General features: G+C 68.3%; 25 protein-coding genes. 17 read left to right on the top strand and 8 right to left on the bottom strand.

The genetic code is table 11. The annotated features are described in order from the left end of the window. Positions 1 to 91 precede the first annotated feature (91 nt). Positions 92 to 1333, bottom strand: coding sequence for a KasA/KasB family beta-ketoacyl-ACP synthase (locus IU476_RS10060; protein ID WP_195098901.1), 1242 nt, complete (start codon positions 1331 to 1333; stop codon positions 92 to 94). A 324-nt stretch (positions 1334 to 1657) separates the two neighbouring features. Here IU476_RS10060 and IU476_RS10055 point away from each other — a divergent pair, with 324 nt between their 5' ends. Together IU476_RS10055 and IU476_RS10050 are read left to right on the top strand one after the other, a co-directional pair. Further along, positions 1658 to 2656: an acyl-ACP desaturase gene (locus IU476_RS10055; RefSeq protein WP_195098899.1), complete on the top strand. Its 999-nt coding sequence runs from the start codon at positions 1658 to 1660 to the stop codon at positions 2654 to 2656. A gap of 242 nt (positions 2657 to 2898) precedes the next feature. Beyond that, a complete protein-coding gene (locus IU476_RS10050) occupies positions 2899 to 3060 on the top strand; it encodes a hypothetical protein (protein ID WP_195098897.1) in 162 nt (53 codons plus the stop codon). 159 nt (positions 3061 to 3219) lie between these two features. Here the strand turns inward: IU476_RS10050 and IU476_RS10045 are convergent, their stop codons facing one another. Beyond that, a complete protein-coding gene (locus IU476_RS10045) occupies positions 3220 to 3852 on the bottom strand; it encodes a TetR/AcrR family transcriptional regulator (RefSeq protein WP_324193977.1) in 633 nt (210 codons plus the stop codon). 98 nt (positions 3853 to 3950) lie between these two features. On the opposite strand from IU476_RS10045, the gene IU476_RS10040 reads away from it, so the two are divergent. From IU476_RS10040 to IU476_RS09995, 10 genes are all read left to right on the top strand, one after another. Continuing rightward, positions 3951 to 4844 (top strand): metal-dependent hydrolase, encoded by an 894-nt coding sequence (locus IU476_RS10040; RefSeq protein WP_228823462.1) that lies wholly within the window; start codon positions 3951 to 3953, stop codon positions 4842 to 4844. After that, complete coding sequence (locus tag IU476_RS10035; RefSeq protein ID WP_195098895.1) at positions 4844 to 5884, top strand: PDR/VanB family oxidoreductase; 1041 nt, start codon at positions 4844 to 4846, stop codon at positions 5882 to 5884. Before IU476_RS10040 ends, IU476_RS10035 begins: the two co-directional genes overlap by 1 nt. Before the next feature lie 44 nt (positions 5885 to 5928). Further along, complete coding sequence (locus IU476_RS10030; protein ID WP_195098893.1) at positions 5929 to 7422, top strand: aldehyde dehydrogenase family protein; 1494 nt, start codon at positions 5929 to 5931, stop codon at positions 7420 to 7422. After that, positions 7422 to 8876: a flavin-containing monooxygenase gene (locus tag IU476_RS10025; protein WP_195098891.1), complete on the top strand. Its 1455-nt coding sequence runs from the start codon at positions 7422 to 7424 to the stop codon at positions 8874 to 8876. The genes IU476_RS10030 and IU476_RS10025 overlap by 1 nt, the downstream gene beginning before the upstream one ends. Further along, entirely contained in the window at positions 8873 to 9799 is a 927-nt protein-coding gene (locus IU476_RS10020; RefSeq protein WP_195098889.1) for a short-chain dehydrogenase/reductase, read from the top strand. The genes IU476_RS10025 and IU476_RS10020 overlap by 4 nt, the downstream gene beginning before the upstream one ends. Before the next feature lie 8 nt (positions 9800 to 9807). Beyond that, the gene (locus tag IU476_RS10015; protein WP_195098886.1) at positions 9808 to 10743 is read left to right on the top strand and encodes an alpha/beta hydrolase; all 936 of its coding nucleotides are present in this window, start codon (positions 9808 to 9810) and stop codon (positions 10741 to 10743) included. After that, the gene (gene fadD11 / locus IU476_RS10010; RefSeq protein ID WP_195098884.1) at positions 10740 to 12530 is read left to right on the top strand and encodes a fatty acid--CoA ligase FadD11; all 1791 of its coding nucleotides are present in this window, start codon (positions 10740 to 10742) and stop codon (positions 12528 to 12530) included. Before IU476_RS10015 ends, fadD11 begins: the two co-directional genes overlap by 4 nt. 147 nt (positions 12531 to 12677) lie before the next feature. After that, positions 12678 to 12959: an inositol monophosphatase family protein gene (locus IU476_RS36035; RefSeq protein ID WP_438944004.1), complete on the top strand. Its 282-nt coding sequence runs from the start codon at positions 12678 to 12680 to the stop codon at positions 12957 to 12959. A 212-nt stretch (positions 12960 to 13171) separates the two neighbouring features. Continuing rightward, positions 13172 to 13588 (top strand): excalibur calcium-binding domain-containing protein, encoded by a 417-nt coding sequence (locus tag IU476_RS10000; protein WP_324194037.1) that lies wholly within the window; start codon positions 13172 to 13174, stop codon positions 13586 to 13588. A 179-nt stretch (positions 13589 to 13767) separates the two neighbouring features. After that, complete coding sequence (locus IU476_RS09995; protein WP_195098879.1) at positions 13768 to 14961, top strand: Fic family protein; 1194 nt, start codon at positions 13768 to 13770, stop codon at positions 14959 to 14961. Between the two features lie 318 nt (positions 14962 to 15279). Here IU476_RS09995 and IU476_RS09990 read toward each other — a convergent pair whose 3' ends face one another. Further along, positions 15280 to 15741 carry a restriction system modified-DNA reader domain-containing protein gene (locus tag IU476_RS09990; protein WP_195098877.1) on the bottom strand — a complete coding sequence of 154 codons (462 nt, stop codon included), beginning with the start codon at positions 15739 to 15741 and terminating at the stop codon, positions 15280 to 15282. A gap of 552 nt (positions 15742 to 16293) precedes the next feature. On the opposite strand from IU476_RS09990, the gene IU476_RS09985 reads away from it, so the two are divergent. After that, positions 16294 to 16794: a DUF4352 domain-containing protein gene (locus IU476_RS09985; protein WP_195098875.1), complete on the top strand. Its 501-nt coding sequence runs from the start codon at positions 16294 to 16296 to the stop codon at positions 16792 to 16794. 236 nt (positions 16795 to 17030) lie between these two features. Beyond that, on the top strand, positions 17031 to 17390 hold the full coding sequence (locus tag IU476_RS09980; protein WP_195098873.1) for a DUF732 domain-containing protein: 360 nt from the start codon (positions 17031 to 17033) through the stop codon (positions 17388 to 17390). 4 nt (positions 17391 to 17394) lie between these two features. On the opposite strand, the gene IU476_RS09975 is transcribed toward IU476_RS09980, so the two are convergent. Next, complete coding sequence (locus IU476_RS09975) at positions 17395 to 18279, bottom strand: DUF5995 family protein (RefSeq protein WP_195098870.1); 885 nt, start codon at positions 18277 to 18279, stop codon at positions 17395 to 17397. Between the two features lie 141 nt (positions 18280 to 18420). On the opposite strand from IU476_RS09975, the gene IU476_RS09970 reads away from it, so the two are divergent. Continuing rightward, positions 18421 to 19329 (top strand): helix-turn-helix domain-containing protein, encoded by a 909-nt coding sequence (locus IU476_RS09970; RefSeq protein WP_324193976.1) that lies wholly within the window; start codon positions 18421 to 18423, stop codon positions 19327 to 19329. 2 nt (positions 19330 to 19331) lie between these two features. After that, positions 19332 to 19859 (top strand): dihydrofolate reductase family protein, encoded by a 528-nt coding sequence (locus tag IU476_RS09965; protein WP_195098868.1) that lies wholly within the window; start codon positions 19332 to 19334, stop codon positions 19857 to 19859. 16 nt (positions 19860 to 19875) lie between these two features. Here the strand turns inward: IU476_RS09965 and IU476_RS09960 are convergent, their stop codons facing one another. From IU476_RS09960 to IU476_RS09945, 4 genes are all read right to left on the bottom strand, one after another. Then, positions 19876 to 20697: a YceI family protein gene (locus IU476_RS09960; RefSeq protein ID WP_195098866.1), complete on the bottom strand. Its 822-nt coding sequence runs from the start codon at positions 20695 to 20697 to the stop codon at positions 19876 to 19878. Beyond that, a complete protein-coding gene (locus IU476_RS09955; protein WP_195098864.1) occupies positions 20694 to 23300 on the bottom strand; it encodes an MFS transporter in 2607 nt (868 codons plus the stop codon). Before IU476_RS09955 ends, IU476_RS09960 begins: the two co-directional genes overlap by 4 nt. A 3-nt stretch (positions 23301 to 23303) precedes the next feature. Next, positions 23304 to 23804, bottom strand: coding sequence for a MarR family winged helix-turn-helix transcriptional regulator (locus IU476_RS09950; RefSeq protein WP_195098862.1), 501 nt, complete (start codon positions 23802 to 23804; stop codon positions 23304 to 23306). A 297-nt stretch (positions 23805 to 24101) separates the two neighbouring features. Continuing rightward, the gene (locus IU476_RS09945) at positions 24102 to 24599 is read right to left on the bottom strand and encodes a CGNR zinc finger domain-containing protein (protein ID WP_195098858.1); all 498 of its coding nucleotides are present in this window, start codon (positions 24597 to 24599) and stop codon (positions 24102 to 24104) included. 25 nt (positions 24600 to 24624) lie between these two features. Here IU476_RS09945 and IU476_RS09940 point away from each other — a divergent pair, with 25 nt between their 5' ends. Continuing rightward, positions 24625 to 24828 (top strand): hypothetical protein, encoded by a 204-nt coding sequence (locus tag IU476_RS09940; protein WP_195098855.1) that lies wholly within the window; start codon positions 24625 to 24627, stop codon positions 24826 to 24828. Positions 24829 to 24857 lie beyond the last annotated feature (29 nt).

Genomic DNA, 24857 nt, shown 5'->3' with positions numbered 1-24857 from the left:
CACGCGCGCACCCGAGGTCGCGCGATGACACCGAACACAGAGATCGACACCGAAGCACGCGAAGATTAGCAGGCGCCCCGGCAGGGCTCGCTCAGTATCGACCGAATGCCAACGACACGTTGTGGCCGCCGAATCCGAACGAGTTCTTCACCGCGTAGTCGATCCGCCCCGGCCGCGCCTGACCGGCGACGACGTCGAGGTCGATCGCCGGATCCAGCTTGTCCAGATTGAGCGTCGGCGGTACGACGCCGTCGCGGATCGACAGCACGGTCAGCACCGCTTCCAGCGCCCCGACCGCACCGATGGAGTGGCCGAGCGCGGACTTCGGGGCATAGACCGAAGCGTGGTTGCCGATGGACGCGGTGATCGCCTTCGCCTCCGCGGTGTCCCCGATCGGGGTGGCGGTGGCGTGCGCGTTCACATGTGTCACATCGGTTTTCGACAGACCGGCGGTCTCCATGGCGCGGCTGATGGCCCGCGCAGCACCCTTGCCCTCCAGATCCGGCGCCACCAGGTGGAAGGCGTCGGAGGTGATGCCCGCGCCCATCAGGCGGGCGTGGATGGTGGCGCCGCGCGCCTTGGCGTGCTCCTCGGTCTCGATCACCATCATCGCGCCGGCCTCGCCGAAGACGAATCCGTCGCGGTCGACGTCGAAGGGCCGGGAGGCGCGCTTGGGCTCGTCGTTGCGGGTGCTCATGGCCCGCATCATGGTGAACGCGGCGATCGGCAGGGCCTGGATGGAACCCTCGACGCCGCCGGTGACGACCATGTCGGCATCGTCCATCACGATCATCCGCCAGGCGTTCGCGATCGCCTCGGAGCCGGACGAGCACGCCGAAACGGGAGTCGTGATACCCGCTTTCGCGCCCAGTTCCACCCCGACCACCGCCGCGGCCCCGTTGGGCATGATCATCGGGATCGCCAGCGGCGTGACCCGCCGATATCCGGCATTGGACAGCTTCTTCTTGACGTCCACAAGCATCTCGGCGCCGCCGAGCCCGGTGCCGATCGCGACCCCGAGCCGCTCCTTGTCGACCTCCGGGCTGCCGGCATTGCGCCACGCCTCGCGCCCGAGCACCAGCGCCATCTGCTCCACGTACGACAGCCGCCGCGTCTCGTCGCGGGAAAGACCTTCCTGCGGCTTGACCTTCAGGTGGCCGCCGATCCGCACCGGCAGCTCGAACTGCTCGATGAACGGGTCGTCGAGCACGTCGATCCCGCTCTCCCCCTGCAGCAGCCCCTTCCACGTCGAATCGACGTCGCCGGCGAGCGAAGTGGTCGCGGCGAGGCTGGTGACGACGACGTCGGGGTACCTGCGACTGGAACGCGTCATTCTCGGCTCACTTTCGGTGGCAACACTGCGGGTGTGGGGCAACACTGCGGCGAACACAAGCAAGAGCGAGATCTCGGCACGGAACGGTCTGGTGGTCAACCGGTTCCGCGCACCGGCGGAGCCACCGTACTACTCTTCGACAGGAGTTCGGTCCTGTTTAATGCGACCCACCCTCCTGCCTCGAGCACCCGGCCGAAGCGGGTCTAGATTATCGAGGCATACCCGACCGGTACGGCCGCGCGCTACGCAGCAATCCGATCGCTAATGCACTGTACCGGTTTCCCTCCGCAACGTCTCACCCGTACATCGAGGAAGGGCAACATCGTGGCCAGGAACCTGACACAGCTCGAACTGCTCCTCGAGCTCGAACCGGTCGCCGAACAGAACGTCGATCGGCATCTGTCGATGGCCAAGGACTGGCACCCGCACGACTACGTGCCGTGGGACGAGGGACGCAATTTCGCCGCGATGGGCGGACAGGACTGGGAGCCGGGCCAGTCGCGGCTCGGCGAGGTCGCGCGCGCCGCGATGATCACCAATCTGCTCACCGAGGACAATCTGCCCTCCTACCACCGCGAAATCGCCGAGAACTTCTCCCAGGACGGCGCCTGGGGCACCTGGGTCGGCCGCTGGACCGCCGAGGAGAACCGCCACGGCATCGTCCTGCGCGACTATCTCGTGGTCACCCGCGGCGTGGATCCGGTGAAGCTGGAACAGGCCCGGATGGCGCACATGACCCACGGCTACAACGCGATGAAACTGGTGCGGGAGAGCGGCCGGGCCACCGCCGAAACGCTCGCCGACACCGGCTTTCTGCACTCGGTGGCGTACGTGACCTTCCAGGAACTCGCCACCCGGGTCTCGCACCGCAACACCGGCAAGGTCTGCGACGACCCTGTCGCCGACCGCATGCTGCAGCGCATCGCCGCCGACGAGAACCTGCACATGATCTTCTACCGCAACATGTGCGGCGCCGCCTTGGATCTGGTGCCCGACCAAGCGCTCCAGGCGATCGCCGACATCGTGCGGCACTTCCAGATGCCCGGCGCCGGCATGCCGGATTGGCGGCGCAACGGCGTGCTGATGGCCAAGCACGGGATCTACGATCTGCGCCAGCACCTCGAGGAGGTGGTGCTGCCCGTGCTGCGCAAGTGGAACGTCTTCGACCGCAATGACTTCACCGCGCGAGGCGACCGGGTGCGCAACGAACTGGGCGCGTTCCTGGAACAGCTGCAGCAGGACTGCCTGCGTTTCGAGGAACAGCGCGACCGCGCCCTGGCCCGGGAGGCGCGCAAGCGCGAATTGGTCGGCGCCGAGAAGTGATCGGGCCGTGGCATTTCCGCCGCTCCAGGCCCGTTTTTCGGGCCTGCGGCGGCACTTCCGGAACGGCCCTGCGGCAGTGCGTCACCCGGTCGGGTTAGCTGGCGGCGGCCGCCGAAACGCGGCCGCGCGCGGGCGGGCCGGCGTAAGCGACTGCCCCTCCTAGCATTTCGAATTGGTCTCACAGCGAAAAAGCGCCGCAGCACACATTGCCAGGAAATAGCCGCTCGGTGCACACTGGAGGCATGACTGCTCTACCCCGCGCCCTTCATGTCACGGACCGTGCTTCCGTGGCGCTGATCGGCGCACCCGACGGCACTGTGCACTTCGAGTTCCGCGTCTCCGATCCGCACCGGCTGGCCAAGGTTCGCGAGGCCCTCGCCCGGATCCACGTCGACCGCCACTGACGGCCGACCGCGACTCGCACAGCCGCGGAACCCGGTCGCGCGCGGCGCCACCGGGTTCCGGTCCCGGGCGGGCACCTCGCCGCCGGGGCGTCGGTAGTATCCGCCGCTTTCCGGCCTTCGAATTTTCGTTTCCCCCAGGGGATTTCGCCTGACGGCGACTCAGCCCGCGAGCGCGCCGTGGCCGGTGATGATCGGCGTCAGGTAGGTCCGCGCGAAATCCGTCAGCTCCGCGTCGCTGTGCAACCGCACCACGCCCTCGGGAGCGAGCACCAGCGAATGAACGACGCGGCAGACGATCTCGGCGCGCGTCATGAGATCCGGCGCCGGCGCCAGCAGCCCCCGCTCGACGGCCGCGTCGAAAGCGGCGGCCGTGGCCGAGACACACATGGCGAAGGTGGTGGCCCCGTCCACCGACAGCTTCATGACGACGCGCTCCGGCTCGACCGCGAGCATCCGATCCACCAGCGGATTGGTGCGCCAGCGCGTGATCACGGTGACGAAGACGTCCGCGACCAAGCCGGCGATGTCGTCGTGGCGCGCGGGAATCTCGGCGACCTCCTGCAGGACCCCGGCGACCTCGCGATGCATGACCGCCTGGACCAGATCGTCGCGCGAGCCCATCCGCCGGTAGACCGTGACCCGGTCGACGCCCGCCTGCCGGGCCACGTCCTCGATCGTCGTCTTCTTGACCCCGACCTTCTGGAACTGGAGCAAGGCCGCGTCCAGGATCCGCGTCTCGATGTCGTCTGCGGCATCGTCGCGGCTCAGCGGGGCTTTCCAGGCGGTGGACACAGCTTCAACCGTAGCAGTAAATGGTCATGGTGCAACAAATCGAAGATTTTTGTTGCCGCAACATTGCAATGGATTTTGTTGCGATGTACGGTCTGGGCATGGTTGACAAGGCTGGTGCAGCGGAGCGCAGCTACCGCGACGAGGCACACGCGATCAACGCGCGCGACGTCCATTTCGACTTCGAGTCGGTACCGATGCACTACATCCCCGGCGAGGTACTGGCAACCCACATCGTGAACGTGATGCATCTGGTGCTGCCGGAGGGCGAGCGTGCGATGGCCCAGGCGCTGTCCGAGGCGCTGCCGCAGATCGAGGACGAACGCCTGCGCGAGGCGGTGCGCGGTTTCGTCGGCCAGGAGACCATGCACGCCAGCAGTCACGAGGCCGCGCGCAAGCACCTGCAGTCAATCGGACTCGACGTCGACGGTTACATCGGCAAGATCGCCTGGCTGGTGGATCGGATCCTGGGCGCCCAGGGCCTCACCGGCCGCGCCGAACAGGAGTGGCTGAAGGAACGGCTCGGGTTGTTCGCCGGTATGGAGCACTACACCGCGGTGCTCGGCGAATGGCTGCTCAATGCCGATGTGCTGGAAGCCAAGGGCATGCATCCGGCCATGCTGGACCTGGTCCGCTGGCACGGCGCCGAGGAGGTCGAGCACCGCAGCGTCGTCTACGACGCGTTCATGCACGTGGACGGCAGTTACGCGCGCAAGGCCCGCACCGCGATCCTGGCCTCGGCGACGCTGCTGCCGCTGTTCGTCTTCTCGGCGGGCTACCTCTATCGCAAGGATCCCTCGCTGGACAAGGGCCGATTCTGGGGACTGCAGTTCCTCAACGCCACCCGGCGCGGCGTGATCCCGAGCTGGACGGTCTTCTTCACCGAGCTCCCCCGCTATCTGCGGCCGGGGTTCCACCCGTCGCAACTGGGTTCGATGGACAAGGCGCTGCGCTACCTCGCGCATTCGCCGGCGGCGCGGGCGGCGGGCCACTGATGCAGACCCTGATGGCGGTGGAGCCCTCGCCGAGCCTGCGGCTGCTCGGCGGTGTCATGGACCTCTACAAGAGGGTGTTCGTCAGCGGGCCCGCCGCGCCCCTGCTGTCGCGGCCGAATCCCTTGCGCCGCAGCGGCTTCGACTCGGAGTTGGTGATCAGCGCCGTGGAGCGGCGGGCGGCGGACGTGGTGAGCCTGGTGCTGCGCGCGCCGGACGGCACGCCGCTGCCCACCTGGCGGCCCGGCGCGCACCTGGACGTGTTCCTGCCCTCCGGTCGGCAGCGGCAGTACTCGCTGTGCGGCGATCCGTCCGACCGCTTCCGCTACAGGATCGCCGTGCGCCTGATTCCCGGCGGCAGCGGCTCCCGCGAAGTGCACGAGGTGCTGAAGACCGGCGACCGGCTGCGAATTCGCGGACCGCGCAACGCTTTCGCCTTCGTGGAGGCGCCCTCGTACCTGTTCCTGGCCGGCGGCATCGGCATCACGCCGATCCTGCCCATGGTCCGGGCCGCGAAGTCCCGCGGGCAGCTGGTGTACACCGGCCGTTCGCGCGCCACGATGCCGTTCCTGGACGAGCTGCCGGACGCGGACGTGCGGCCCGACGACGAATTCGGCACGCCCGACCTCCCCGCGCTGCTCGCCCGCGCGAAACCCGGTGCGGCCGTGTACGTCTGCGGCCCGCCGCCGATGCTCGCCGCCGCCGAGCAGTGCCTGTTCGAGTTGAATCCGACCGGCTCGCTGCACACCGAGCGGTTCTCCGCGGCGCCGGTCACCGACGGCCGGGAGTTCGCGCTGACGCTGGCGCGCACCGGCAGGACGATCCGGGTGGGCGCCGCCGAGACCGCGCTCACCGCGATTCACCGCGAGCTGCCCGACGTCGCCTACTCCTGCCGGCAGGGCTACTGCGGCACCTGCGAGGTCCGGGTGCTGGCCGGGGCGGTCGATCACCGCGACCACACGCTGACCGAACAGGACCGCCGCGACAGCATGCTGGTGTGCGTCTCCCGCGCCGCCGGCGACGAACTGGTGGTGGACCTGTGACCGCGACACCCACGGACGCCGACGTCCACGCAGGAGGTACGCCGATGCCGGCAACGACGACGATCAACGGCAGCGCAACGACATTCGAGGTCCGCGACCCGGCCACCGGCGAGGTGGTCGGGGTCTACCCGATCCACACCCGCGCCGACGTCGACGCCGCGGTCGCGGCCGCCCGGCCCGCCGGGACCTGGTGGGCCGCATTGGGTTTCGCCGAGCGTGCCCGCAGACTGGACGGGTGGCGCGGTGAAATCGCGCGCGGCCGTGCGGAACTCGCTGAACTGATTCACCGGGAGATGGGCAAGCCGGTCTCCGACGCCAAGCTCGAGATCGCCATGGCGCTCGAGCACCTGCGGTGGGCGGCCCGCAACGCCGAGAAGGTGCTGGGCCGCCGGTCGGTGCGGCCCAGCCTGCTCACCGCCAACCACGCCGCCGCCGTCGAGTACCTGCCCTACGGCGTGGTCGGCGTGATCGGCCCGTGGAACTATCCGGTCTTCACCCCGCTCGGCTCGGTGTCGTTCGCGCTGGCCGCCGGGAACGCGGTGGTCTTCAAGCCCAGCGAGTACACCCCCGGGGTCGGCCGGTGGCTGGCCGAGGCCTTCGCCCGGGTGACGCCGGAACTGCCGGTGTTCCAGGTCGTCACCGGACTCGGCGACACCGGAAACGCCTTGTGCCGCAGCGCCGTCGGGAAGATCAGTTTTACCGGTTCGACGGCCACCGGCAAGCGGGTGATGGCCGCGTGCGCGGAGAATCTGACGCCGCTGCTGATGGAGTGCGGCGGCAAGGACGCGCTGATCGTCGATGCCGACGCGGATCTGGCCGCGGCCGCCGACGCCGCGGTGTGGGGCGGGCTGTCCAACGCCGGGCAGACGTGCCTGGCCGTCGAGCGCGTCTACGTGCACACTGCCGTCTACGACCGGTTCGTCGCCGAGTTGGTGGCGCGGGCGCGTGCGATCGACGCGGGCACGCCCGAGTCCAAGATCGGGCCGATCACCATGCCCAAGCAGGTGGCCGTCATTCGCCGCCACATCGAGGACGCGGTAGAGCGCGGCGCGCGCACGCTGCTCGGCGGAATCGACGGCATCCGTGGGCAATTCGTGCAGCCGACCATCCTGGCCGAGGTGCCCGAGGACGCCGCGGCGATCACCGAGGAGACCTTCGGGCCCACCCTGACCGTCACCCGGGTGCGCGACATGGACGAGGCGGTCGAGCTGGTGAACGCCGGCGCGTACGGGCTGGGGAGCACCGTCTTCGCGCGGCGCGACGGGGCCCGCATCGCCGAGCGCCTGCGCGCCGGGGGCACCTCGATCAACGCGTTCGTCGCCCACGCCACCATCCCGACCCTGCCGCTCGGCGGCGTCGGCGGCTCCGGTTTCGGCCGGGTGCACGGCCCGGACGGGCTGAAGGAGTTCGCGTACGCGAAATCGACCACCACGCAGCGCTTTCCGTCACCGCTACCGTTGACCACATTCCGCCGCGGCGAGCGGACCGATGCCGTGGTCGACGCGCTGGTGGCCGTGCTGCACGGGAGGGCGCGCTGATGCCGGAACACACCCACATCGCCGTCGTCGGCGCCGGATTCGGCGGCATCGGCCTGGCGGTCAAGCTGCGCGAGGCCGGGTTCCACGACTTCGTGATCCTGGAGCGGGCCGGGGATCTCGGCGGCACCTGGCACGCCAACACCTACCCCGGCTGCGCCTGCGACGTGCCCTCGCAGCTGTACAGCTACTCGTTCGCGCCCAACCCGGACTGGTCGCGCACCTACGGCAAGCAGCGCGAGATCCTCGAGTACCTTCGCTCGGTGGCCACCGAACACGATGTGCTGCCGCACATCCGGTACGACGCCGAAGTGCTGGACGCGCGGTGGGACGAGGACGCGACGGTGTGGCGGCTGGAGACGCCGGGCGGCGCGATGACCGCCGACTTCCTGATCTCGGCGGCCGGCATCTTCGCCGAGGCCAAGTATCCCGAGTTGCCGGGCCTGGAGACGTTCGCGGGCAAGGCCTTCCACTCCCTGCACTGGGACCACGACCACGACCTCACCGGTGAGCGGGTGGCGGTGATCGGCACGGGCGCCTCCGCAGTGCAGTTCGTGCCGGAGATTCAGCCCAGGGTGGGCAAGCTGTTGCTGTTCCAGCGTTCCGCGCCGTGGATCGTGCCACGCATGGACCGGGCCACGCTGCCGCTGGAGCGCTCGCTGCTGCGCCGGATCCCGTTGGCGCAGCGCGCCATCCGCGGCGGCTGGTACGCGGCGATCGAGGCGTTCGGCCTGATCTCACTGGTGGACAAGCGCTTCCGGCACCCGTACGAGGCGCTGGGGCGGCTGCAGCTGCGGCGGCAGGTGCGCGACGCGGCACTGCGCCGGAAGCTGACGCCCGACTACGTGATCGGCTGCAAGCGCGCCATCTTCTCCGACGCCTACCTGCCGGCGCTGGACCGGCCCAATGTCGAGGTGATCACCGAGGGCGTCGCCGAGGTGCGGCCGCACTCGATCGTGTTGCGCGACGGCACCGAGCACGAGGTGGACACGATCATCTACGGCACCGGGTTCACGCCCATCCCCACCGCCTACGAACGCTACGTGGGCGCCGACGGGGTGTCGGTCGCGGAGCTGTATCACAAGCAGCCGCAAAGCTATCTGGGCGTGGCGATGTCGGGCTTCCCGAACTTCTTCATGACGCTCGGGCCGTTCGGCGCGGCCGGGAACCAGTCGGCGATCTATATGATCGAGTCGCAGATCACCTACATCGTCGACGCGCTGAAGACGGTGCGACGCAGCGGCGCCCGCCGCGTCGAGGTGCGCCCGCACGTGCAGGAGCGTTTCCTCGACGAGATGGCGCGGCGCAGCTCGGACAGCGTGTGGCTCACCGGTGGCTGCAAGAGCTACTACACCACGCCGGACGGCCTGAACGCCGGGCTGTATCCCAACTGGAGCTTCGAATACCGCAGCCGGACAAGCAAATTCGATACCCGATCATACGAGGTGGCGCGATGAGGGGTCTCCCGATGTTCAACCCGCTCGCGGGTGTGCGCGGCCTGCTCGGCGGTGGCCCGGACTATTCGGTGGCCGGGAAGGTCGTCGCCGTGACCGGGGCGGGGCAGGGCATCGGCCGGGAGCTGGCCGGGCTGCTGTACCGCCGCGGGGCGTCGGTCGCGCTCATCGATATCGACAAGGACAGTGCCGCGGCGGTCGCCGACCGGCTCGGGGTGCGCGCCGCGGCCTTCGCCGCCGATGTGTCCGACCGGGGCGCGATGAGCGAGGTGATCGCCGCTGTCGCAGCGGATTTCGGGCGACTGGACGTGGTGGTCGCCAACGCGGGAGTGGTGCCGCGGCCCGCGACGGTGCGGACGATGGACGGGCGCGATTTCGACCGCGTCATCGGCGTCAATCTCACCGGCGTCTTCAATACCGTGCGGCCCGCGCTCGACCATGTCGTCGAGGCGCGCGGTCACGTGGTGGTGGTGTCGTCGTGCGCGGCGTTCGCGCCCGGCATGGCCGGGTCGCCGTACATGATCAGCAAGGCCGCGGTGGAGCAGCTGGGTCGGGCGCTGCGGGTGGAACTCGCCGCCGTCGGGGCCAGTGCGGGCATCGCGTACTTCGGCGTGGTGGACACCGAGATGACCCACGACACGCTCGATCGCGACGTTCTCGGCCAGGCGCTGGGCGACATGCTGCCCTGGCCGCTCAACGTCCGGATCACCGCGAAACAGGCCGCGGAGGTGATCGCCGACGGCATCGAGCGGCGCGCTCCCCGCACCGTCGCACCCGGCGGCTGGGAGGCCTACGCGATGTTGCGCGGCGCGATCAACGTGGTGCTCGACCACCGGCTGGCCAACGACCCGCGCGTGCACGACCTGGTGCGCAGGGTCGAGCAGCGGGTGCGTCCTGTGACCTCGACCGTTCGGGGTGACCGGTAGGAGCGGCGATGAGCACGTCGCTGCGGTCCCGGGCGCTGCGCCTGGTCACCGAGCGCACGGTGGGTCCGGTGGCCGCCGGGCTGCCGGTCAACCGGTACACCCTGACGGCGGCCCGGCCGCTGATCGAGCGGGCCTTGCGGGCCGCGGCACCCGAACCGCGCGGTACCGCCGCCACGCTCGTCGCCACGAAAACGGTACGAGGCGAGTGGGTTCGGGGCCCGGGCGCGGACCTGCGCGACGCGGTGGTCCTGTACGTCCACGGCGGCGGGTTCGTCGCCGGGTCGGCGCGGTCGTATCGCGGTGTCACCGCGCGGTTGTCGGCCGCGACGCGGCTGCCGGTGTTCGCCGTCGACTACCGCCTCGCACCCGAATACCCCTTTCCCGCAGCGGTTCACGATGTGGCGGCGGCCTATCGGTGGCTGGTCGACCGGGGTCATCCGCCGCATCGGATCGTGCTCGCCGGTGACTCCGCGGGCGGCTACCTCGCCGCGGAACTCGCACTCGCCCAGGCCGACCGGTATCGGGTCGCCCCGGCGGGGCTGGTGCTCTTCTCGCCGCTCACCGATCTCACGCTGGCGGAGATCGAGCGCGACGCGCTGCTGAGTCCGGGGCTCGCCCGCGCCGCCGTCGGCCTGTTCACCGCACGGCCGCGACCGCTGCGACCCCGGCCCGCGACGCCCTTGCCGCCCACGCTGATTCACATCGGCGACAGCGAATTCTGCACCACGTCCGCCGCGCGCTTCACGGACCGGCTGCGTGCCTGCGGCGCCGACTGCGAAGTGCGGCGCTGGCCGGGGCAGCTGCACGCCTTCCACGCGTTCCCGGCGCTGATTCCCGAGTCCCGCGAGGCCTATCGCGAGTCGGCACGGTACATTGCCGCCCGGCTCGCGGGCGACGCGCGGTCTCCCGCACCGCACCACTCCGACTCTTCGAGGACATCATGACCACCACGCGATTCGAAACCCTCTGCGCCGCCTTCCAGCACAACGCCGCGCGCGAGCCGGACGCGGTGGCGCTGCGCACGCCCGGTGACGCCGCCACACTCACCTGGCGTGAGTACGCCGACGAGGTCCGCCGGGTGGCGGGCGGGCTGGCGGCGCTCGGCGTGCGCCGCGGCGACACCGTGGCGCTGATGATGGCCAACCGCGTCGAGTTCTATCCGCTGGAGGTCGGCGCCCAGCATCTCGGCGCCACCTCCTTCTCGATCTACAACACGCTGCCCGCCGAGCAGATCGCGCACGTGCTCACCAATTCTGGTGCGCGCGTGGTGCTGTGCGAGCCGCAGTACGTAGACCGGTTGCGCGCCAGCGGTGTTCCGCTGGATCACATCGTGTGCGTGGACGACGCGCCCAGCGGCACCCTCTCGGTCGCCGAGCTGAAGGCTTCCGCCGCACCGGATTTCGACTTCGAGCAGGCATGGCGTGCGGTGCGGGCCGAGGACGTGGCGACGCTGATCTACACCTCCGGCACCACCGGTGCGCCGAAGGGTGTCGAAACCACCCATGCCAACCTGCTTTTCGAGTGCTATGCCGTCGAGCAGGTGCTCGGCATCGAGTTCGGCGACACGATGACGTCCTACATGCCGTCGGCCCACATCGCCGATCGGCTGACCTCGCTGTACTTCCAGCTGGCGTTCGGCACCCAGATCACCTGCGTCGACGACCCGAGCCGCATCGGTCCCGCGCTCGCCGAACTGCGGCCCACGATCTGGGGTGCGGTGCCACGGGTGTGGGAGAAGCTGCGCGCGGCAATCGGTTTCGCGGTGGCGGCCGAACCGGAGGCGACCCGCACGGCCATCGAGTGGGCGCTCGGTGTCGCGGCGCGCTATGCCGAGCACCAGATCTCCGGCGCACCCATTCCCGCCGACCTCCAGGCGGAGTGGAGTCGCGCCGACGAACTCGTGCTCTCCGGCCTGCGTGCCAAACTGGGCTTGGACCGGGTGCGCTGGGCACTCTCCGGGGCCGCCCCGATCCCCCGCGACACCCTCGCCTTCTTCGCCGGCCTCGGCATCCCGATCACCGAGATCTGGGGCATGTCCGAACTCACCTGCATCTGCAGCGTCAGCCACCCCGCCCACGCCCGCCTGGGCACGGTCGGCACGCTGCTGCCCGGCATGTCCGCCCGCCTCGCCGACGACGGCGAACTCCTCGTCCGCGGCCCCTTGGTCATGAAGGGCTACCGCGGCGAGCCGGAGAAGACCGCCGAGGCCCTCGACCCCGACGGCTGGCTGCACACCGGCGACATCATCACCATCGACGACGACGGCTACCTCACCGTCGTCGACCGCAAGAAAGAACTCATCATCAACGCGGCGGGCAAGAACATGTCCCCCGCACACATCGAAAACACCATCAAGGCCGGCTCCCCCCTCATAGGCGCAGTCACCGCCCTCGGCGACGCCCGCCCCTACAACACCGCCCTCATAGTCCTCGACGCCGAAGCCGCCACCGCCTACGCCACCCGCCACAACCTCCCCGCCCCCACCACCCTCGCCACCAACCCCGAAGTAATCAAACAAATAGCCACCGAAATAGCCACCGCCAACACCAAACTAGCCCGAGTAGAACAAATAAAACGCTTCCACATCCTCCCCACCTTCTGGGAACCAGGCAGCGACGAAATGACCCTCACCATGAAACTCAAGCGCCGAGTAATCACCACCAAGTACGCCCAACAGATAGAAGCCCTCTACGCCCCCACCCCGGGCCCGGACATCCACGAACCGAGCTGATCGACCACACCAGCCGACTTCCCACAGCATCGAAGACGCGCGAGTTGAAGACAGTACACGCAGCGGCTGCGAAAATGTCTGTGCCGCTGCGATTTCCATTGGCGACTACGCCACTGGTAGCGATGCGGAAGCGAAAACCAACGGCGCCTGGGCATCACCGCGGCGCTCGCGGCCGAGATCGAGCGTGTGCGCATGTTCGGTTCCGCCGCGTTGGATCTGGTGTGGGTGGCGGACGGAAGTACCGACGGTTGCGTCAGCCTGTCCAACAAGACTTGGGATACTGCGGCCGGGGTCGTCATCGCTCGCGAAAGCGGTGCTGCCGTAGTCGATCTCGACGGCAGCCCGCACAACCTCGATTCGCACAGCACGATAGCTGTCAGTCGACCGCTCGAAGCCGGTCTTCGCGCGTTGCTCGGGCGTTCCATGTAGAGGCCGCTCGGCTCCATAAAGTACGGCTACGAATCCTAACCGTACTTTGGCACTGCTAAAGTGCAGCAAGCTCGCCTTCGCCGCGAGCGCCACGCCGGCCACGGTGCGGGAGCGAGCCTCGTCTCGGCCCATGACGCCGTCCGCAGCCCGAAGCAGCCGTTCGACAGGATCTCTTGTTGCACCTATCCCGCACCGCCCTCGCAATCGCCACGGTGGGGGCCGGCCTCCTCACCGCATGCGGCAACACCGTCACTCCCCAGGCACTACCCGCGGAGTCCACAGTCTCCACAACCCCGGAATCCGTGCAGGCTCTGGTGCCCACCACAGCCGCCCCCACCCCATCCGACGATCCCCTGAATACCAACGCCCCCGCAGCTGAACCACCCCCACCACCAGCACCGCCCGAACCCCCACCGGCCCCGGCTCCCCCTCCGGCAACCACGCCCCCACCAGCAACAACCAAACCTCCGGCGAAACCACCCGCCCCAGCACCCACCTCCCCACCAAAGGTCTTCTACAAGTCCTGCAAGGAAGCCAAAGCCGCAGGCGCCACCCCACTACACAAGGGCGACCCCGGCTACCGCCCAGGCCTCGACGGCGACAACGACGGAATCGCCTGCGAGAAGTGACCCCACACCGGGTTCACCGTGCACACATCGGCCAGTGCCCTACGCACGCCTTCGATGCTCTCCCCCGAGCCTCAACCGGCACAAAGCGCATTAACGTACACCAACAGTGTCTTACTGTACTTTAGACCCACTAAGGTACAGTTAGAACTCCCAAGCTGCACTTGTCCCGAGAGGTCACGGTGAACTGGCCACCGCACAGTACCGAGGAACGACCTTGGCACCCGGGTCGACGGCAAGGTTCGCGGGATGACCGCATGCTGGAGCGAATATCCGTCTCGGTCCCGCCCAGCATCGCGGACCTTTCGTACGACCCGGTCGGACCGGTGGCGCGCGCACACGAGGCCGCCGTGATCGCGGTCGCTCGTCTCGAAGCCGGCTTCGGTGAACATCTCGCGCCGCTCGGCGACTTCCTGTTGCGCAGCGAATCCGTCGCTTCGTCCAAAATCGAACACATCGACGCCGGATGGCGTGCATTCGCGAAGGCGATAGCCGGCGGCAATGCGAGCGCCGAGGCCAAGTCGCAGCATGCCGCGGTCAAGGCTCTGATCGCGATGGTCGACGCCGCCGGTTCTGGTCCGATCACCGTCGAAGCGCTGCTCGAGGCCCACAAAGTCTTGATGGCCCCCGACTATTACACGGCACAGGGATCGGGCCGATTTCGCGATGTCCAGAACTGGATAGGCGGCAGCGACTACACACCGCTCGACGCCATGTTCGTCCCGCCACCGCCGGACGTCGTTCCCGAATTGATGAACGACCTGGTGGCGTTCGCCAACCGCACGGATCTGCCGATCCTGGCGCAAGCGGCGCTCGCACACGCGCAGTTCGAGTCGATCCATCCCTTCACCGACGGCAACGGGCGGATCGGGCGAGCGCTGATCAGCGCTGTGCTGCGGAAAAGAGGACTCACCCGCCGCGTCACGGTGCCACTGGCCTCCGCGATGCTCGCCGACACCCGACGGTATTTCGCCGAGCTCGACAGTTACCGAGCAGGTCGAGCCGATGAATTCGTCGAATACGTCGCCAATGCGTCCATCCATGCCAGCGAGGCCGCCCAGGACTCCGCGCGCGCACTGTCCGAACTTCCGGACCGCTGGCGATCGCTCGCACGTCCTCGCGCCGGATCCGCCGACGAGGCCTTGCTCACCGCACTACTCGCGACGCCGATTCTCAACGCCGATACGGCGCAACGCATTACGGGCACAAACGACAGCAGCACCTACCGCGCACTCGGCAGACTGACCGAGGCCGGCGTCCTGGAAATCCTGTCCGCCAACAAGCGCTACCGCATCTGGGCTGCCGTCGACGTCTTGGCCGAACTCGACGCACTCAGCACGGCGATCGGCAAGCGAACCACAGAGCACCTCACCTGACTGACCGCTCATCCCGTTCAGTCTCCGGAGCTGTGACAGCACTGCGACATCGCGATCCCGTTCCGTGGCAACCCGCGGACTTAATCATTGAGCGCAGTAGTAACATGCGAAGAACGATTACACGATCGGCCGAATTTTGCGGGAAACCTCACGCAGACAGACGGTCAGCAAATATGAAGCTGCTACTACCGCAAGTAAGCTGGCACCGATCCACCACGGCGCACCGAGCGCAACGTTCACTAGGACGCCGGACCCGATCGACAACCCGGCTAAGCCGTTCTTCATGAGCCGAATCCCGTCTCCTACAGAAGAACCGCGTCAGCGCAACGAGTCCCGAAGTTCGCGCAGCGACTTGCCCGAACGGACATGAACCCAGTTTTTCCACCCGTCCACCTGGCTCCCGACAAGGTCCCTCAGCGCCGGGGAAGGCGCATCGTAGAAACCTTGACTGGTCTGAAGTGAACCATTTGCCGTGACGGTGGCCTTCAGCGTCTGCCCGCTGCGGACCCGGTCGTGCCGGAGTTCATCCCCTGCTGCGACGAGGCCGGCTTTGACCAGCTGCACCAGACGACCCGGGCGCCCCGTTTCTACGCCATGCCCGAATGAGTCAATAGACTCGGTGGCTCCGCCGGTTATCCCCAAACCGCTACTCGCCCTGAAGGATTCGGAACCGCCCGTGATCAACAACCGCCGGAGCACATCGTTAGGTTGCTCGAAATCCTGGCGGTGCTTCACCAGCATGCTGAAGACTTCGTCGTCGATCACAATCGTGTGCTTCATCTGCTACCACTCCCAGACTTGAACTTACAGTCTCTAGAACCTGCGATGCCAGCCGCGCGGTCTACACCCAGTCACTAGCACACTGCCGAGCTGGGCTACCGCGAGAACCCTGGTCAAAGCCTCCCATCGTGTCAATCAGCGACGATACCACCCAGAGTTTACTGCACGACTGTTTACCCCAAAGTGGCCAAGTGGGCGTGTCGGCATGCGTGCGGTCAGGCGTGTCCGCGCCGCCGATCGGCCGTAGGCAAGGGCATTTCGTCATCAGAAATAGGACCTTCAGGGGCGGGGTCGGGGCTGAAAGGCATTTGTTCCGGGCAACCGGCAATTCTCGGGTAACCCGGCGCGCAGGATTGTCGATCTAGCGGGTACTCGCATCGCCGGCCTCGGGGAGTGCTTGTGCGGGTGAATCATTCACCGGATCGAGATGAAGGAGGGGTGGGTTCGATGTCGAATATGCCGCCTCGCAATGTTCCGCCCGCGCAGTACGGGATGCCGCCGCAGGGGCCGTACGGGCCGAGGCCGAGGCCGCGGCGGCGGGTGTGGCCGTGGGTGCTGGGCGCGCTGGTTGCTCTCGTCGTGCTGATGTTCGGCGGGTGCGCGGTGTTGTTCACCAGCGCGACCCACGAGGTCGCCGAGCAAGGGGCCGCGCGGACCAGTGTGCGGCCGGCCGGATCCGAGGTGCGGGACGGCAAGTTCGGGTTCGCGGTGACACGCGTCGACCCGCCGGTTACCACTGTCGGGGACAACGAATACTTGCGGAGGAACGCTCAGGGCGAGTATGTCCTGGTACATGTCGACGTCACGAATATCGGTGACAAGCCGCAGACCTACTTCGGTGAGAACCAGAAATTGGTGGACAACCAGGGGAACCTCTACACGAATGACACCATGGCAGAGATGAACGTGAACAAGGATCTTGTCACCGAGATCAATCCGGGCAACAAGATCTCCGTCGTGCTCGCGTTCGACGTGCCCGTAGGGACGGCGCCGGCCGCCGTCGAGTTCCACGATTCGGCGTGGTCCGGTGGCGTCCGGGTCGCGGTCGGTTAGCGGGCTCGTAGCGGCGGGTGGAACGGGGTAGCTTGCCCGCGCTGTTCGGGCTAGAGTCCGAAGTCCCCGGTTGCCCGCGACTGGTCACCAACAACACTGTCCAAGGTCACCTTCTCCCTCATCCCGCATCCACCCGGCTAACGAGCGGGGAAGAATGACAGGTCTGTGGGGGTTGCTGACTCGGCCTAGTAGACGAAGACACCGGAAATACCATGCACATCAGGATTTTTCGCGCCGTGGCGACTGTTGCCGCCGCGAGTGCGCTCATGTCCCTCGGCGTCGCCACGGCCGGTGCCGAACCGGGCGAACCTACGTCGGCGAGCCGAGGAGTACACCCGGACCGGAGTCCGATCGACAAACAGTTCCTGGAGCAGAGTCACCTCGACGACGCCGATCACGTGCGGCAGGACGCCGCCATCCAGCTGGCGCACGCGGAGTGCGGATGGCTGGACGCGAACGGCAATTCGGCCGCCAATCAGGTCAAATTGGCCGAGAACCTGCGGGGGTCGGTGGAATACCCGTACACCTTCCTGGCGGCCACCCTCGACTCCTATTGTCCGTGGCACCTACTGCAACAGCGGACGCACACCGGCTGAACGCTCACAGTCCGCGCAGCGCGGAAAGCACCTCGAAGGAAACATTCGCGGTGTCGTAGAGCGCCCGGATCTCCGCGGCGGTGACGTCGTGCGCGTTGGGATCCTGCAGCGCCAACCCGTTACCGAAGACGACGACGTTGTAACCCAGGTCGACGATGCGCAGCAGCGGCCTGGTCGCAACGCCCTGTCCCGCGAGTAGATCCAGGCCCTCGCCCACGAAATACAGCCGCCAGAGCGGCCCGAGATCACCGCCGTACACGGCCTTGGTCCGGTCGACTATCACGAAGCCGACCGACGCGATACCGTCCACGATCTTGAAAAAGTCGCCGGCATTCTCCGGCCGGGTGCGCACCGCGGCGACGGAATACGCCAGATCCACGCTGAGATGCGCGTTGTATCCGACCATCGCCAGCCGCGCGGAGGATATCTCGCAATGCTGGGCGAGGTCGAAGTATTGCGCCCAGTGCGACTCGGGCACGCCCCCACCGAAATTCGCGTGCAGATTGTCGAGATAACGGCGCAGCAGTTCCAGGCTGATCGCGTGCGCGTAGTCCGGGTCGGCGAACGCGGCCGGGTCGCGCTGCAACGGCAGCACCGAGAGCTGCTCCGCGACATCCAGGCCGAGGGAGAACGCGCCGCGCCGATCGTGGTGTGCCACCAGTATTTCCGTGATCTGCCGGTGCCGCTCGATGGCCGTTTCCAAACGCTCCAGCGGTGACCCGGCTAACGTCGAAGTATCGGAGAGTTCGGTGAGCGTGCCGATCTCCGCCTCCGACAGGGGGCTCCCGCACGCCGCGGCGGGAACGCTCGCCCCGGAGGCGACGGTCGGGGCCGCGCCCAGAGCGAGCACGAAACACAGACCGGCGATCACGCCTCGGATTGCCCGCATGGGGAGGAGCCTAGGGGCCCGCGGCCGGTTCCGCCGACCGAAGCGCGGCCACGTGTCGGTCAACCCCTATCCGGCGTCCGCGCCACACCTGCGCAAGAACGGTCAAGCGCCGCCCGACCTGCGCGTACCAAACTGATACCCGTGACCAACGGACGTGACCGCCTGCGCGAACTGCTCGACGCCGTCCTCGACGAGGACAACGCCACGCTCGGCGCGATGGCCCAGCGCGCCTTCGCCTCGCCGTACCACTTCGCCCGCCAATTCTCCCGCGGCACCGGGGAGTCGCCGGTCGCGTTGCGGCGCCGGGTGCTGCTGGAGCGGGCGGCGTGGCAGCTCAGCACCGGCGCGTCGGTGACCGACGTGGCGTTCGCGGCCGGATACGACTCGGTGGAGGGCTTCAGCCGGGCCTTCAGCCGCGCGTACGGGCATCCGCCCAGCGCCACACCCGCGACCGCCCGGCAGCTCTGGCTCGCCGCGGCGAACGGCATTCATTTCCATCCGCCGATGTCGCTGTGGGTGGAGAGGGAACCGAAAGGCAGGCACGACATGGACCCCACCTCGCTGCTCGTCCACCACGATCTCGACGACACGCGGGAGCTGCTGAAACTGGCGACCGGACTGAGCGAGGAACAGTACCGCCGCCACCGCGGCACGCACACGGTGCTCGAGTGGGACGGCCCCGACGATTCTGTCGCGACCACCCTGGAACACCTGATCTGGACGAAGGAGGTGTGGCTGGCCTCGATCGACGGCGCGGACATGCCCGACCGCCGTCCCGACGACCTCCCCACGCTCACAACCAGATTCGACGAGGTGGCCCCGCGCTGGCTGGAGACGATCCGCGACATCGACCGGCGCGGCGGCTGGGGCGACACCCTGATCGACGCATTGTGCGAGCCGCCGGAGAGCTTCGTCCTCGGCAGCGTCGTGGCGCACGTCCTCACCTACTCGGCGCATCGCAGGCAGCTGGTCCGGCACTGGCTGCGCGCCGAATTCCCCGGCGAACCGACCGACGGCGACCCCATCATGTGGCTACGAAAGCGAGGCTGACCATGCCCCACACCACCTACTACACCGCGACCACCCTCGACGGCTTCATCGCCACCACCGACCATTCCCTCGACTGGCTGCTGACGCGTGACAACGACAGCGACGGCCCGATGGGCTACGAGGCGTTCATCAAGGACATCGGCGCGATCTGCATGGGCGCCAGCACATATCAGTGGATCCTCGACAGCGGCGAGGCCTGGGTCTACGACATGCCCGCGTGGGTCTTCACCCACCGCACCTTCCCGGCTCGCACCGACGCCGACGTCCGCTTCACCCAGGCGCCCGTCCCCGAGGTGTACGAGGAGATGGCGAAAGCGGCTGGGGACAAGAATCTTTGGGTGGTCGGCGGCGGCGACCTGGCGGGTCAGTTCGCCGACCACAACCTCCTCGACGAGGTCTGCGTCTCCATCGCCCCCGTGACGCTCGGCTCCGGAGCCCCGCTCCTCCCCCGCCACGTCGAGCTGAAACTCACCGAACTGGCACCCAACGGCGAATTCGCCTGCGCCCGTTACGCGGTGGTGCGCCCCTGAGTCAGGGGCGCAACGACTACATCTCCGGCAGCCGGTCGCCCTGCACCAGCTCCATATCGAGGTCGATCTTCACCGTGGTGCCCACCGCCGCCACGCCGGCCCGCACGACAGCGTTGTAGTCGATGGCGAAATCGTCTCGGCGCAATAGGGTTTCGGCGTGGAAGGCGGCGCGCACGCCACCCCACGGGTCGGGCCCGTACCCACCGTAGGTGAGGGTGAGGTCGACCGGGCGGCGCTGGCCGTGCAGCTCCAATTCCCCTGCCATCACCCAGTTGTCGGGACCCGTGCGGCGCAGGCCCGTGCTGGTGAACCCGATGATCGGGTACACCTCCACGTCGAGGAAGTCGGCCGTGCGCAGGTGGTCGTCGCGCATGCCGACGCCGGTGTCGATGCTGGCGGCCTTGATCTCGGCGTAACCCGTTGTGCGCTCGAAGTTCTCGGCGATGTCCAGCCGGCCGCTGACGTCGGCGAAGCGCGCCTTGATGCTCGCGATGCCGAGGTGGCGCGCGGTGGCGACCACCGTCGAGTGCACCGGGTCGATCGTCCACGGCCCGGGCGGCGGCAGCTCGACCGCACCGGCCTCCGGTTCGAGCCGGACGTCGCCGAGGGTTCCGGTGCCGCCCGCGGAGACCCGGGCGATCTGCGCGATCGGCTTGTGCCCGGGCGCGGTGACCACCGCGGTGTGCATGCCCGCGGGCAGTTCCTCGGTGGTGGCCGCCCCCGTCTCGTCGGCCACCGCCCGGGCGAGCTGCCGGCCGTCGAGGCCGGTGACGGTCAGGACCGCCCCGGCCACCGGCCACCCGTCGGCGTTACGAATTCGCGCGGTCAGTCCACTCATGACAGCTCCACATGGTCGTCGACGTCGTAGCCGAGTCGCACATCGTGGTCGACCTCGCCGCCGGACACGATCACCCGCCCGGTCACCGGCGGATACCCGCGCGCGACGACGGTGTAGTCGCCCTCGGGCAGGTCGGTGACGGTGTAGCGGCCGTCCGCGTCGGTGCGCGCCGAACCGACCGCGGTCCCGCTCGCGTCGAGCACGGTGATCTGGGCGTCCTGCACGGCCCGGCCGTCGGCGCGCACCGATCCGGACAGCACCGCCATCGAGGCGAGTTCGACATCGAAGCGCAACTGGCCACTGTCGGGGATGGTCAGCGTGGTCGCGGTGGGCCGCATGTGGGCGGCGACCGCGACGAGGGTGTAGGTCCCGGACACCACGCCGTGACAGACGTACCCGCCGTCGGCCGAGGTGACGGCCGCGCCGACGACGTCGCCGCGCAGGTCGGTCACCGTCACCGTGGCACCGGCGACCGGTTCCCCGCGCCCGGCGGTGCGCACGGTGCCGGTCAGTTCGCCGGAGCCCTGCAGCGTGAGGTCCAGCTGCTGCGCGCCGCCGCCGACACTGACGTTCACCGCCGTCGGCTGGTGCCCGCTCGCCGACACGATCAGCACGTACCCGCCGGGCGCGGGCGGCTCGATCGAGTAGCCGCCGCCACCGTCGCCGGTGGCCCGCGAAACCTGGTGTCCGCGTTGGTCGATCAGGGTCAGCGCGGCGCCGGGCACCGGGCGGCCGTCCTCGCGGCGAATGCGGCCGCCGATGGCGCGCCCGCCCGTGGCGGCACCGGCCTGCGCGCTCGACATCGCCGAGACGCGGTGCGCCGCATGGCCGTTGGTGACCGAGTGGCGGCCGCCGGTCGCGGCGAGCACCGGTTCCGGATCGAAGACCACCGGCACGGCGCTCTCCGGTGCGCGCTCCGCGGTCCACTGCGGCTCGGACCGATTCGCAGCCGCCGCAACGGGTTCCGGCGCGGCCTGCGCCGCGGCCGAATCCGCGGGCCGGTCCGATTCGGGCTTCGGCTGGGCCGTCGATGGATCCTGCAACGGAATCTCCTTCATGAACATCAGCACGACACAGGCGAGCAGGGACACGGCGGCACCGACGAAGAACACGCCGTGCATGGCGTTGGTGAACCCGATCAGGATCGGATCACGCACCTGCTCCGGCAGCGCGGCGATGCCCGCGGTGTTGGCCTGCAATTGATCGAGCTTCTCGGTATCGAACCCGGCGGGCAGCCGTCCGCCGAAGGCGTCGACGATCTTGTTCGGCAGCAGGTTGAACAGGATCGTCAGGAACACCGCCACGCCGAGCGTGCCGCCGACCTGCCGGAAGAAGGTCGCCGACGCGGTCGACACGCCCATGTCCCGGCGCGGTCCGGCGTTCTGGGCCGCGATGATCAGCGTCTGCATGCAGAAGCCCAGGCCGAGGCCGATGATGCCGCCGAACACCAGCGGCTGCCACAGCGGGCTGTCGAACGCCACCTGCGCGTAGAGCAGCGTGCCGATCGTGATGATGAAGGTGCCGATCACGGGCAGGATCTTGTAGCGGCCGGTGCGCCGGGTGACCTGGCCCGCGATCACCGAACCGCTCATGATGCCCAGCACCAGCGGCAGCATCAGCAGGCCCGCCTTGGTCGGCGTGTAGCCGCGCACCACCTGCAGATACAGCGGCACCATCGTGATGGAACCGAACATCGCGATGCCGACGATGGTCCCGCCGCCGATCGACACCGAGAACGTCGAGTTCTTGAACAGCCGCAGCGGGATCAGCGCGGAGTCCTTCATCAGGGACTCGACGATCAGGAACAGCACCAGCCCGACCGCGCCGATGCCGTAGCAGATCAGCGCCTTGCTCGAATCCCAGCCCCAGCTGCGGCCCTGTTCGGCCACGATGAGCAGCGGGACCACGCAGATGGCCAGGGCGATCGCCCCGAACCAGTCGACGCGCAGTTTCTGCCGCTGGTGCGGCACGTTGAGCACCTTGGCGACCACGCCGAGCGCGAGGACGCCGATCGGCACGTTCACCAGGAACACCCAGCGCCAGCCGTCCAGGCCCCACAGCGTGTCGTAATCGGAGAACAGGCCGCCCAGCACGGGGCCCAGCACCGTCGAGGTGCCGAACACCATCATGAAGTAGCCCTGGTACCGAGCTCGCTCGCGCGGGGGCACGATATCGCCGATGATGGTGAGCGCCAACGACATCAGGCCACCGGCGCCGAGTCCCTGGAAGGCGCGGAAGCCCGCCAGCATGTACATCGACGTGGCGAAAGTGCATGCCGCCGAACCGATGACGAACAATCCGATGGCGATCAGATAGAACGGCTTGCGACCGTAGATGTCGGCCAGCTTGCCGTACAGCGGCGTACTGATCGTCGCCGTGATCAGATACGCCGTCGTCGCCCAGGCCTGCTGATCGAACCCGTGCAGACTGTTGGCGATCCGCACGATCGCCACGCTGACGATGTTCTGGTCGAGCGCGGCCAGGAACATGCCCAGCAGCAAGCCCGACAGAATGGTCAGCACCTGCCGGTGCGACAGTGCCGGGTGCGCACCCGCGTCCAGGTCCGGCTGCGCCGCCGGTGCCCGGGTGGTCGAAGTTGTCATCAATCAAGCCCTATTCGAATCGGCTGTAGCAGTAGTCTTTTCGATTCCGGTGACGAGCCGCTCGACCAGTTCGGTCAGCGTCGTCCGCTCCTCCTCCGGCCAGTCCGCCAGTAGCCGGGCGAGCCAGAGGTTGCGGTTGCGGCGGTTCTCCTCGAACACCCGCACGCCTTCCGCGGTGGGGACCAGCACGCAGGCGCGCCCGTCGACCGGATCGGCGCGCCGCTCCACCAGACCGTGCGACACCAGGCTCCTGGTCTGCCGGCTGATGGTGGAGGTGTCGGCGTGCAGCAGTTCGGCGAGCTTTCCGGTCCGCTGCGGGCCGTCGTGGACCAGGCAGAACAGCACCGCGTAGGCCAGTCGTTCCAGCCCGTCCGGGCCGGGTCGGACCAGCTGCGATTTGGTTCTGCCGATCGCCCGCACGAGCCGGACAAGTTGGGCGCCGAGATGGTCGGCGACGTCGAGTTCGGCCTTCGTAGCATCGCGATCACGGGCAGCGACGACCATGATCAGCTTTCCTTTTCCCCGCAACGCATTTGTTTAGCACTTACAACTAGTTGCTGAGGCCAACTATACAGACCGGAGGTACCTCCTCCGCAAGCGGTTTTTCGCTCACACGGGAGACACACCACCCCCGCCGGGCGGGAATGATCCCAGGTGGCCGCGCTCACCACCATGAAGGCCCGCACCACCGCTGGGAGCTGTGGCCAGGAACACACACCGGACGCTTGCCGAGGTGTCCGATTAATCCGTTTCACCCGCCGTACGCAGCGCACTTGCGGGTTGCGCGCGGCGAACCGGAGTTCAGGCGGTACGTCGGCGATGCTCGGCCACGTGCACCCGCGTCGAGCATCGGGTGGAACAGAAACGGCGGCGCCCGTTGCGGGAAGTATCGACGAACACCACCCGGCAGCCCGCCCGCGCGCACCGCCCGATACGGCTCGCGTCCTCACAGAACAGCGTGGCGAGACCGGCGGCGGTATAGGCCTTGACTCGTTCGTCCATCGGGTCGCCCTCCCACGCGTAGTGCAGGTGCGGCGGGCGGCCGTCGTGCGTGGAAATGTAAGGGCGACTGGTGGTTTCGGCGAGCAGCGCGTTCAGCAGCGGCACCGACGGCGCCGTGAAGACCTCGTCGAGGCGGCCGATCCAGCGGCGCAGTTCCGCGCTCTGCCGCTCGTCGAGCGTGGTGACGGGGCGGTAGCCGAACTCGTCGAGCACCCGGACCAGGTCGGCCGCGGGGTCGGCGTTCACCAGCACCGCGGCCAGTTCCGCGCCCATGCCGCCGTAAGGGTTGAAATGCACAAACTCATTACATCACGCTGTGGACATGAACGTGAGCTGCCCGTCCTGCCACTGGCCCTCCCCCGCGCTGCTGTCCTCGCATCGGTCGGTGCACTACCTGCGCTGCGTGTGCGGCCGGTGGCTGGTCGTCCACGACGGGGAGGTGGTGGCCGCCGCCGGGGCCGGACAGTTCGCCGCGGCGGCCACCGGACCGGACGAACCGGCCGCATTTCGGGCCAGTGACAGGTGAGTGGACCTTGTCGCGCACACCCCGCGGTG

Source organism: Nocardia blacklockiae (genome assembly GCF_015477355.1).
Taxonomy (GTDB): Bacteria; Actinomycetota; Actinomycetes; order Mycobacteriales; family Mycobacteriaceae; genus Nocardia; species Nocardia blacklockiae.
Note: the sequence above shows the minus strand (reverse complement) of the source record. Positions and strands in the feature narration are given on the sequence as shown.

Coding starts and splice junctions, on each gene's coding strand:
- IU476_RS10060 (WP_195098901.1), bottom strand. CDS start 1,333: ATGACGCGTTCCAGTCGCAGGTACCCCGACGTCGTCGTCACCAGCCTC.
- IU476_RS10050 (WP_195098897.1), top strand. CDS start 2,899: ATGACTGCTCTACCCCGCGCCCTTCATGTCACGGACCGTGCTTCCGTG.
- IU476_RS10040 (WP_228823462.1), top strand. CDS start 3,951: ATGGTTGACAAGGCTGGTGCAGCGGAGCGCAGCTACCGCGACGAGGCA.
- IU476_RS10035 (WP_195098895.1), top strand. CDS start 4,844: ATGCAGACCCTGATGGCGGTGGAGCCCTCGCCGAGCCTGCGGCTGCTC.
- IU476_RS10030 (WP_195098893.1), top strand. CDS start 5,929: ATGCCGGCAACGACGACGATCAACGGCAGCGCAACGACATTCGAGGTC.
- IU476_RS10025 (WP_195098891.1), top strand. CDS start 7,422: ATGCCGGAACACACCCACATCGCCGTCGTCGGCGCCGGATTCGGCGGC.
- IU476_RS10020 (WP_195098889.1), top strand. CDS start 8,873: ATGAGGGGTCTCCCGATGTTCAACCCGCTCGCGGGTGTGCGCGGCCTG.
- IU476_RS10015 (WP_195098886.1), top strand. CDS start 9,808: ATGAGCACGTCGCTGCGGTCCCGGGCGCTGCGCCTGGTCACCGAGCGC.
- fadD11 (WP_195098884.1), top strand. CDS start 10,740: ATGACCACCACGCGATTCGAAACCCTCTGCGCCGCCTTCCAGCACAAC.
- IU476_RS09990 (WP_195098877.1), bottom strand. CDS start 15,741: ATGAAGCACACGATTGTGATCGACGACGAAGTCTTCAGCATGCTGGTG.
- IU476_RS09975 (WP_195098870.1), bottom strand. CDS start 18,279: ATGCGGGCAATCCGAGGCGTGATCGCCGGTCTGTGTTTCGTGCTCGCT.
- IU476_RS09965 (WP_195098868.1), top strand. CDS start 19,332: ATGCCCCACACCACCTACTACACCGCGACCACCCTCGACGGCTTCATC.
- IU476_RS09960 (WP_195098866.1), bottom strand. CDS start 20,697: ATGAGTGGACTGACCGCGCGAATTCGTAACGCCGACGGGTGGCCGGTG.
- IU476_RS09955 (WP_195098864.1), bottom strand. CDS start 23,300: ATGACAACTTCGACCACCCGGGCACCGGCGGCGCAGCCGGACCTGGAC.
- IU476_RS09950 (WP_195098862.1), bottom strand. CDS start 23,804: ATGGTCGTCGCTGCCCGTGATCGCGATGCTACGAAGGCCGAACTCGAC.
- IU476_RS09940 (WP_195098855.1), top strand. CDS start 24,625: ATGAACGTGAGCTGCCCGTCCTGCCACTGGCCCTCCCCCGCGCTGCTG.